Here is an 8,983-nt window from a genome sequence, read left to right on the forward strand (position 1 = left end):
AACTGCAAGGACGACCCATGCATCCCCCAGCCTATCCGCACGACCCTATCCAACAGCTCTACGCCGGCGTTTACTGGGTGCAGGGCAGCATTCGCATGGGGCCTGGCCTGCGCATGAACCGCAACATGATCATTGTGCAACATCAGGATGAGCTCACACTGATCAACCCAGTGCGCCTGAGCGAACAGAGCCTCGCCAGCCTGGAGACGCTGGGCAAGGTGGCGCACCTGCTGCGGCTGAGTGACTTCCACGGCATGGACGATGCATTCTACCTAGAGCGCTATGGCTGCGCGTTCTGGGCGCAACCTGGGCAAGCCACCTACCCGCAGCCCACGCCCAACCACGTGATCACCGAACAGGTTGCGCCGCCGCTACCCGAGGCCGCGTTCTTTGTGTTCAGCACAGCCACCTACCCGGAGGCGGCTGTGCTGCTCAAACAACACCAACTGCTGATCACCGGTGACAGCGTGCAATACCACGCAGACTTTCGCTATTTCAGCGCCATTACTCGTTTGGTCTTCAAGCTGCTGGGCTTTAAGAAGGGGATCAACATCGGCGGGCCCTGGCGCAAACGCGTCACGCCCAAGGGCGGCTCGCTGCGCGCTGACTTCGACAGTTTGCTGACCCTTGATTTCGACGCCCTGATCGCCGCCCATGGCCAGCCGCTCGCCGCCGGGGCCAAGGCCGCGCTGCGGCAAGAGGCAGAGCGCGTATTCAAATGATGGCTTGGCTTGCACGCCCAGCTGCTACCATCACCCGCCACAGCCACGAGTACGCAGCATGCACCCGCCGGTAATACAGGAAGAAGCCACCGGCTGCGGCATCGCCGCCGTAGCCAGCATCCTTGGCAAGAGTTACGCCCAGATGCGCGCCATCGCCAACGGCATGGGCATCTATGCCGCAGACACCGCGCTCTGGTCAGATACCCAGTATGTTCGTTGTCTGCTGGCCGACGCCGGCGTTGCCAGCTCACCAATTGACGCGCCCTTCATCCACTGGCAAGCGCTGCCTGACCTGGCGTTGCTGCCCATCAAGCATCATCAAGCCGAAGGCAAGGAGTTCTGGCATTGGGTGGTATTCAGGCGAGAGGCTGGCAAAGCGGTGGTGCTCGACTCTGCCAGCTACCTGGAGGAAAACTGCCGAACCGATTTTGACCAGATGCACCCGCGCTGGTTTATTGCCGTCACGCCACCAAACCGAATAGCAGGCTGAACCACCCACGAGTCAGAGCACCGTATGAACAACACCAGCATCTGGCAGCAATACTACGCCAAAGCCGTCTCACGCCCGCACGCGCCGCGAACAGAGATGGCCGCCGAGCTCAACAGCTCGGGCAGCATTACAGCAGTCGATTGCGGCTGCGGCACCGGCAGCGACATCAGCTACCTGGCAGCGCTGGGCTACCAGGTGCATGGCTTTGACATCAACGCAGATGCCGTCTCGATCTGCCGCGAACGCTTTGCAGGGCAAGAGCGCGTCCAGATCAGCCAGGCCAGCTTCGAACAGTTTGCATACCCTGCCTGCGGCCTGGTCATCGCCAACGCCAGCCTGTTTTTTGCCGAGCCCGCGAGCTTCCCCAAGCTCTGGCAACGTATCACCAGCAGCCTCGCCAGCGGCGGCGTATTTGCCGGCGACTTCATGGGCGTAAACGACAGCTGGGCCGAAGGCTACCGCAGCCCCGTTACCGCCCTGACGCAAGAGCAGGTATTGGCCCTGTTCGATCAATATGAGGTGATAGAAGTGCATGAACGGGATGAGTCCGGCACCACGCTGGTTGGCCGGACCAAACACTGGCACACTTACTCGGTGGTCGCGCTCAAACGCTGATATCCGAACCGATGGCGGCGTTCATCAAAGCCGCGTCGAAAACATCCATAGTAGTATTTCTGCACTCACTTGAGCCCGGACCACCGCCATGTCAGCCACCCTGAATACCATAATCATCTACGCAAAAAACATGCAGCGCAGCGCCGAATTCTATCGGCTGCATTTTGGTTTCGAGACCTCAGGTGAGGTGGTGGAAGGATTGATAGAACTGACCGCCCCAAAGGGCGGCACCAACCTGTTGATTCATCAGGCCGCCAAGAGTGTCAAGCTCGGCCAAGCCGCTGTAAAGCTGATGTTCAGCGTAGCCGATGTGGCGGCTTTCAAAGCGATCAGCGCCGAGCGCGGTTTGCTCTTTGGCAGCACTCACCAGGCTAACGGCTATGCCTTTGCCAATGCCAAGGATCCGGACCAGAACAATATCTGCATATCCAGCCGTGCCTATCGCGAGCTGAATTGATTTGATTTGAGCTGAAATGAAAGTGCAGGCAACCGCACTCCGGCTTTCTTAGGCCGCAGGCAACACGGCGCGGCGTGCAAACTGCGTAAGGCAACTGCACTACCTCAGCCAGCCAAACTTACTACATACCTCTTCATCCCAGCTGCAATCCCGACTGCTAATACCTGAATGAACCGCGCCCTGCCGCCCCCCCAGAGCATGCTTACGTAATTTACAACGACCCTTCCATTACCTATACAACTCACATAGAATGCGAACGATTCTTATCACGACCACTGTTATCAAGGATAGTTCATTCATGTCTTCACCTTCTGTGATTCCCCGCTCCGTCAAGCCAGCGACGCCCGTTACCAAGGCACCTGTGCGCCCCTTGGCTATGATCGTGCACCTGCTCGCCACGGGTATGGCCGTTGCTGTCCTGCCCACTTATGCGCAGGAGACACAGACCACTACCACAGAAGGCGCCGCCACCTTGGCGCCCTTGACTGTAACGGGCGAACGCGACGCAGCCCTAACCGAAGACACTGGCTCCTACACCACCGACGAAGCCCGCACCGCTACCCCGCTGGGCCTGTCGCTGCGCGAAACACCCCAGTCGGTCACCGTAGTGACCCAGCAGCGCATTCAGGATCAAGACCTGCAGACCATTCTGGATGTCGTCAACAACGCCACCGGCGTATCGGTCAACCGCTATGAAACCAGCCGCGCCCAGTTCAATGCACGCGGGTTTGAGATCAACGCCCTGATGATCGACGGCATCCCCACCATCTGGGAGCAACCATGGAGCTCGGGCGAGATTTTCAGCAGCCTGGCCATGTATGACCGGGTAGAAATCGTTCGTGGCGCCAATGGCTTGATGGCCGGCTCAGGCGACCCCTCGGCCTCCCTGAACCTGGCCCGCAAACGCGCCAATAGCAGTTATCTGAGGGGGTCATTGGAAGTCAGCGGTGGCACCTGGGACACCTACGGCACCCTGGGCGACGTGTCCATGGCGCTGAATGAAGCCGGCACCGTTCGTGCCCGCTTGGTAGGTGAGTACAACGAGGGCGACAGCTGGATAGACCTGCACAGCAATCAGCGCGAAACCCTCTATGGCACCATGGATATCGACCTGAGCGACGACACCACTCTATGGTTCGGCATGAGCCATCAGCAGAACAACTCCGACTCCCCCATGTGGGGCGGCCTGCCAGTGTGGAATGCCGATGGCACCCGCACCGACTGGAGCCGCTCCAAGACCACCTCGGCCGAATGGAGCAAATGGGACACCACCTACGACAACTACTTCGTCAACCTGGACCACACCTTTGCCAATGGCTGGCTGGCCAACCTGAGCTACAGCCGTGGCGAGCGTATTGCAGACTCCTACCTGCTGTATCTGTACGGCAACCCGGACTTTGACCCCACCACCGTCGACATGGGCGGCTCCGTGGGTGCCTACCACGTAGAAACCACACAGGACGACTTCAGCCTGCGCTTCAGTGGCCCGATCCAGCTGTTCCAGCGTGAACATGAACTTGCCTTTGGGTACATCAACAGCAAGCAGGAGTTCGACGCCGACGCCCGCGCCGGCACACCGGGTGCCTATCCCATTGCCGACTTCCCCGGTTATACCGGTAACGTGGCCGAACCCAGCTGGGCCAACCGCTCACGCTACGGCGAAGGTGAAGTGGAGCAGCAAGCCTTCTACGGCGTTACCCGGCTGAACATGACCGACGAGCTAAAGGTTATCCTCGGGGCGCGCGTCAACTACTACGAGCGCGACAGCGACGACATCTATTCCCTTGAACCCACGCACATCGACGTAACCCAGGAAGTAACCCCCTACGCCGGCATCATCTACGACCTGACCGAGCAACTCTCGGCCTACGCCAGTTATACCGACATCTTTCTGCCGCAATCGGTCGCGGATGCCAACGGCCAGATACTCGAACCCATCGTTGGCGAGAGCACCGAACTGGGCCTGAAAGGCGAGTTTTACGATGGTCGCCTGAACACCTCCGCCGCCCTGTTCCAGATCAAGCAGGACAACCTTGGCGTCAGCACCGGCGTCTATCTTGATCCCACCACCCCAGCGCTGGGCTTCATCTACGAAGCCAGCGAAGGCGCCACCAGCGAGGGTTTTGAACTGGAAGTATCCGGCGAACTGGCACCCGGCTGGAACGTCTCTGCCGGTTATACCCAGTTCGATATTGAAGATGCGGACGGCGCCGCAGTAAACACGCTCTATCCCACCAAGCTGCTGCGTACCTTCACCACCTACCGCTTTCAAGGCCCGCTCAACAAGCTGACCATTGGCGGCGGCGTAAACTGGCAAGACAGCATCCACACCTACGCCACCAACCCGGCCGGAGATTCCGAGAAAATCGAGCAGGACGCCTACGCCCTCGTCAACCTGATGGCCCGTTACGACATTACCGATAACCTCTCGGCCCAGGTGAACGCCAAAAACGTCACCGACGAGAAGTACTTCGATATTTTCGATGCCTACGGCGCCATGACCTACGGTGAACCCCGCAGCGTTACCGCCACAGCCAAATACCGCTTCTGATGTACCCCGCGCGGGGCTGGCAACAGCCCCGCGTCACCCTCAAGGTGGCTTACAGCCCCAGATACTCCGCAATCAGAAACGCCTCGCCCTGCCCTTCGTGCTTGCCAAAATAACTGACCGGCTCGCGCTCGCCGTCTTCGATGTAACCCACCTCGCAATCAATCTCGTATTTTTTGGCAAGGTCGTTAAACAGGTTCACCGGGAAGTTCAGCTGAATGTGCTTCTTGATCGGCTGGCTGATACCCAACTGCCAGTCTTCGCAATCATCGCTTTCGCAGTCATTGATCAACGTGACCTTGTTTGTCTCGTTCGCCTCAGCGTACGCCTGCAAGGCCGCCTGCAACTCAGGCAGGTTCTGCCGCAGCTTCTTTTCCTGCTTCTCTTCAAGACGATCAGTGGCGATGAGCACGTATATAAGCATCTGGGTTACCCGGATTGGATTCAGGCGGCTACTCTACCACAGGGCATAGGCTCGCCAGCGCCGCCAAGAGTCAACCGGTAAGGCCATTAAGCAGCCTGCAAATGATGCCCTGCTTACAAAGACAAGGAGTCACATGAGGTACTTTGCAGACCTACAACTCGATGAAACACACACTCTCGGGCCGCGTGAGATAACGGAAGCAGACTCCCTGCGCTTCTGTCAGGAATTCGACCGCCTGCCCATACACCTGGACCTGGGATATGCCAGTCAATCGCTCTACGGCGAACTGATCGCTAGCGGCCTACACACCCTGTCGCTCACCGCATCCATTGTGGTCGACGGTTTTCTCAAACACACCTCCATGATCGGCGCATCCGGCATGGAACACGTACGTTGGCACCGCCCGGTTACGCTCCCCACCAAACTAAGCGTAAAAGTCACCATCCTCAACAAAAGCCCACCGCAGCCTGGCAAGGCATTTGGCGTAGTTAGCTGCAAGCTGGAAACCACAGACCGCAACGGGCATAGGGTGATGACAGCAACCGTAAACTACTTGATGGGCACTGGGGAATAACGACTTAAATGCTGAAACGCGAATGGTTGGCAGAGCCAAAAAACTGTAGCACTATGCCAGTAACTGCAAGCCAGCCAACGCCCCCCTCCCGGACGCAGCAAGGACGCTCGCTTACAGCCTGAATGCCACACGCAGTCGGTATAACACGCGACTAATGGTGTTAAGCCGCATGCGGTTTAACGTGCACAGATGAGCTGAGGTAGAACATGGAAGGTGCTGATTTGACGATATTTTCACATCAAGCGTGCGGCGGTCGTCGCACGTTATATCGATGCGTACCATCCAATCACTTTCATATTCCCTCACTGGAGCGCATCGGTTGAGAATTATACTGTCCGTAATAGGCCTCATGTTATTTTCAGCGAGCGCATTGCTTGGTCTTTATCTTCTGAATCAAGGAAAGTTCTCAGGCAGTGAATTTATAGCCTTTGTTGTTGCTTTTGCAGTATTGGGGCTGGTCACTTCCTTTTCATCCGAGGTTCAAGAATTTTCAATTGCTGGAAACATCGTAAAGCTCAAAGAGGTGAAGAAAGACGCTGAAAAAACAATAATTGAGCTTAAGTCCGCAAGAACAGAAACATTTAGATTTCTTCTCAGTTTAGCAAAGCGCTATCCGGGTGGCTGGGGTAGCGACAGCACTGTCGATACAAGGCTTGCAGACTTCTGGTTTCTCCATACGCAAATCGTTAAATTCGGATGTGAAAAAGAACTAAGTGGAAAAATCTCAGAAGTCCTCGACAATTTACTAATAGGGCAATTGTCAAGCATTGGTCATAGCAACAATACAGTCAGAGAAAAATATCACGGCAAAGGCATCACGCCTTCGCCTGGCGAGTTAACTATAGAGGCATTGGATAATGAGTCTGTTTTAGAGTCGGCAAAGCGTGGAGTATGCAAAGGCTCGGCAGAGGAAATTAAAAAGAACTTAGTCGTCGGTCTTGATGAATATAAAAAACTCTATGACTTACGTCTCGCGTTAGGGGAAATATAGCAACTGTCTCAAATCGCTCGCTTCGCTCACTCGGGTGAGCCAAAGCGCGCCCCTTGACCAAACGTTATGCACGAGGAGAGCTCATGAAACCGATCTACAGATGGAATGGCCAATATTTTGGTTTCATAACAAATGGGCGCCTATTCAATGCTTCCTCTCAGTATGTTGCGTGGATAACAGAAGATGGCCGAGTGTGGAGGAAAAATGGCACATTTCTAGGTGAGATAGAAAGCGAAAATTACGTTCTTCGACGAGTGTCTATGGCTTCACCTGCTGCCCGGGCCACAAGAGCAGCACCTGCTACACCTGCCACGCCCTCTCGTAGAGCAAATCGTGCAGCACGAGCCTCAAGAGCGGGACGAGTGGATGCACTGGAAGAATTTGAAAGCGCATGACATATTCCCGCATTCGGAAAAATTACTCGCTGCGTTCCTAATTTTACGGTGAGCAGGGCTTTATACATCTATGGAGAATCAAACATGACGTTTCCGATCGAGGAGATCTATCGAACAGAGGGTGTGCCGGAATACACATTCGTTCGGCCGCCGAATTTCAACGAACTACTGGTAGATCTTCGCAATCCGGGTAAGCCCATGGTCGTCGAGGGCCAATCGGGAACGGGTAAGACAACCACCGTCCGAAAGATCATTGAGCGCGTGTTGCCGGACCGAAAATTTGAATACCTTTCGGCTAGAAAAGCGGCTGATGTTGCAAGGATCATTCAGTTGGCGCAACAAGGCGGCCCAGGCGCGTATGTCATCGATGATTTTCATCGGCTAGCGAACGACATCCAGGAACAGCTAGGTAACATTGCAAAGATTGCAGCAGAAGAAAATGACCCCGCTGCCCATCCGAAGGTTGTCCTCATAGGAATCAATAGGGTCGGCAGTGAACTGATTCACTTCGTCCCAGACGTTGCAAAGAGAGTCGGGATACACCGGATTCAGCCCGCAGATGAGACCGGAACTCTCCAACTCATTGAAAAGGGTGAGGAAAAGTTAAATATCGAGATCGAAGGGAAGCAGAATATCTTCGAAGAATCTCGAGGCGACTACTGGGTCACACAGCTTCTGTGTCAAATGATCTGCCTGCTGGAAGACGTTACCGAAACAGCACAAGAAAAAAGGACGGTACATTTCGACGTCGCGATTACAAGAAAAAGGGTCCGAGATAGGCTTCACCACACTTACAATGAGGCCGTCACGGAATTCTGTCGAGGCAAGCGGTTCCGGTCATCAAACGATCCGTACTTTAAGTTGCTTCGAGAGGTGTCCCGTCAAGAAAGTTCTATTGTAGATTTGCAGATGCTCGCAAACGCTGCACCAGAAGTAAAAGGCAGTATAAATAACGTCAAGGAGAAACGACTTTCTGTACTTCTCGACTCAAAACCGATATGTGGACGATATTTTTACTACAACTCCGACACGAAAAACTTCGCAATCGAAGATCCAGCACTTTTTTATTATTTAAAACACCTAGATTGGGAAGCTCTGCGCCAAGAGTGTGGGTTCAAGCACACCGACAAAGACTATGAGTTCGATTTTTCACTTTCCTTTGCCGGAGAAAATCGAGATCTTACGAAGCAGATAGCGTCACAACTTGAAGTCATGGATTGCTCGGTATTCTTTGACGAGCTATTTGAGAATAACTATTTAGGCAAGGCGTGGGCCAAGACCTTTGAGGAGATCTTCAAACAGAGATCGAGACTGGTAATTTGTGTTTTAGACCAAGCCCATCGTGAAAAAATTTGGCCAACCTTTGAGAGGGAGTGTTTTACCCCGCGAGTGGCTGATGAGGCTGTAATTCCAATCTATTTGGACGACACCGTATTCCCAGGAATCCCTCAGGACATTGTAGGCATTAAGTTTACGCGGGATCCTGAAAAGGCGCTGGAAGATCAAGTGACTGACGAAATTGTGTTTCGGCTGTTAGCGCGGCTGGACGATGTATAACTCAGACCAAGTACATAAGCATCTGAATCCAATGACCGCCAGCATCTGTTGGGGGATTTGGGTCAGATAAACATTTCGCCAGTTTTCCTCGGTAATTGACTTTGCTAATGCGCGACAAAAAAAGGCCCTACCGGGCCTCAGATCGCTGACAAACCCCGTCCATTTTGGATGGGGTTTTGTTTTTTATAGGTTCTGCCAGCCTCGTCCGCG

The 8,983-nt window shown here is 54.6% G+C and carries 10 protein-coding genes; 9 read left to right on the forward strand and 1 reads right to left on the reverse strand.

Going from position 1 to position 8,983, the window contains the following annotated elements; translation table 11 throughout:
- The first annotated feature begins 17 nt into the window (after window positions 1-17).
- The 5 genes from V7756_RS18385 (at window position 18) to V7756_RS18405 (ending at window position 4,835) form a co-directional block, all read left to right on the forward strand.
- Window positions 18-722 (forward strand): hypothetical protein, encoded by a 705-nt coding sequence (locus V7756_RS18385; protein ID WP_335611661.1) that lies wholly within the window; start codon window positions 18-20, stop codon window positions 720-722.
- Window positions 723-780: 58 nt separating this feature from the next.
- Window positions 781-1,212 (forward strand): hypothetical protein, encoded by a 432-nt coding sequence (locus tag V7756_RS18390; protein WP_335611662.1) that lies wholly within the window; start codon window positions 781-783, stop codon window positions 1,210-1,212.
- 24 nt (window positions 1,213-1,236) lie between these two features.
- Complete coding sequence (locus V7756_RS18395) at window positions 1,237-1,827, forward strand: class I SAM-dependent methyltransferase (protein WP_335611663.1); 591 nt, start codon at window positions 1,237-1,239, stop codon at window positions 1,825-1,827.
- An 88-nt stretch (window positions 1,828-1,915) separates the two neighbouring features.
- A complete protein-coding gene (locus tag V7756_RS18400; protein ID WP_335611664.1) occupies window positions 1,916-2,284 on the forward strand; it encodes a VOC family protein in 369 nt (122 codons plus the stop codon).
- Window positions 2,285-2,582: 298 nt separating this feature from the next.
- On the forward strand, window positions 2,583-4,835 hold the full coding sequence (locus V7756_RS18405; protein ID WP_335611665.1) for a TonB-dependent siderophore receptor: 2,253 nt from the start codon (window positions 2,583-2,585) through the stop codon (window positions 4,833-4,835).
- Window positions 4,836-4,884: 49 nt separating this feature from the next.
- Here V7756_RS18405 and V7756_RS18410 read toward each other — a convergent pair whose 3' ends face one another.
- Window positions 4,885-5,256, reverse strand: a complete 372-nt coding sequence (locus V7756_RS18410) for a hypothetical protein (protein ID WP_335611666.1) — start codon at window positions 5,254-5,256, stop codon at window positions 4,885-4,887.
- Window positions 5,257-5,389: 133 nt separating this feature from the next.
- Here V7756_RS18410 and V7756_RS18415 point away from each other — a divergent pair, with 133 nt between their 5' ends.
- From V7756_RS18415 to V7756_RS18425, 4 genes are all read left to right on the forward strand, one after another.
- On the forward strand, window positions 5,390-5,830 hold the full coding sequence (locus tag V7756_RS18415; protein ID WP_335611667.1) for a MaoC/PaaZ C-terminal domain-containing protein: 441 nt from the start codon (window positions 5,390-5,392) through the stop codon (window positions 5,828-5,830).
- Window positions 5,831-6,179: 349 nt separating this feature from the next.
- Window positions 6,180-6,821 carry a hypothetical protein gene (locus V7756_RS18420; protein ID WP_335611668.1) on the forward strand — a complete coding sequence of 214 codons (642 nt, stop codon included), beginning with the start codon at window positions 6,180-6,182 and terminating at the stop codon, window positions 6,819-6,821.
- A gap of 83 nt (window positions 6,822-6,904) precedes the next feature.
- On the forward strand, window positions 6,905-7,216 hold the full coding sequence (locus V7756_RS19170) for a 4-fold beta flower protein (protein ID WP_442909030.1): 312 nt from the start codon (window positions 6,905-6,907) through the stop codon (window positions 7,214-7,216).
- An 84-nt stretch (window positions 7,217-7,300) separates the two neighbouring features.
- Window positions 7,301-8,773 (forward strand): TIR domain-containing protein, encoded by a 1,473-nt coding sequence (locus tag V7756_RS18425; RefSeq protein ID WP_335611669.1) that lies wholly within the window; start codon window positions 7,301-7,303, stop codon window positions 8,771-8,773.
- Window positions 8,774-8,983: the final 210 nt, after the last annotated feature.

It is taken from the genome of Halopseudomonas sp. (assembly GCF_036961105.1).
In the GTDB taxonomy this organism is placed as follows: domain Bacteria; phylum Pseudomonadota; class Gammaproteobacteria; order Pseudomonadales; family Pseudomonadaceae; genus Halopseudomonas.

What these genes read in the sequence shown, in the direction of transcription:
- V7756_RS18385 (WP_335611661.1), top strand. Translation starts at nt 18, where the DNA reads ATGCATCCCCCAGCCTATCCGCACGACCCTATCCAACAGCTCTACGCC.
- V7756_RS18390 (WP_335611662.1), top strand. Translation starts at nt 781, where the DNA reads ATGCACCCGCCGGTAATACAGGAAGAAGCCACCGGCTGCGGCATCGCC.
- V7756_RS18395 (WP_335611663.1), top strand. Translation starts at nt 1,237, where the DNA reads ATGAACAACACCAGCATCTGGCAGCAATACTACGCCAAAGCCGTCTCA.
- V7756_RS18400 (WP_335611664.1), top strand. Translation starts at nt 1,916, where the DNA reads ATGTCAGCCACCCTGAATACCATAATCATCTACGCAAAAAACATGCAG.
- V7756_RS18405 (WP_335611665.1), top strand. Translation starts at nt 2,583, where the DNA reads ATGTCTTCACCTTCTGTGATTCCCCGCTCCGTCAAGCCAGCGACGCCC.
- V7756_RS18410 (WP_335611666.1), bottom strand. Translation starts at nt 5,256, where the DNA reads ATGCTTATATACGTGCTCATCGCCACTGATCGTCTTGAAGAGAAGCAG.
- V7756_RS18415 (WP_335611667.1), top strand. Translation starts at nt 5,390, where the DNA reads ATGAGGTACTTTGCAGACCTACAACTCGATGAAACACACACTCTCGGG.
- V7756_RS18420 (WP_335611668.1), top strand. Translation starts at nt 6,180, where the DNA reads ATGTTATTTTCAGCGAGCGCATTGCTTGGTCTTTATCTTCTGAATCAA.
- V7756_RS19170 (WP_442909030.1), top strand. Translation starts at nt 6,905, where the DNA reads ATGAAACCGATCTACAGATGGAATGGCCAATATTTTGGTTTCATAACA.
- V7756_RS18425 (WP_335611669.1), top strand. Translation starts at nt 7,301, where the DNA reads ATGACGTTTCCGATCGAGGAGATCTATCGAACAGAGGGTGTGCCGGAA.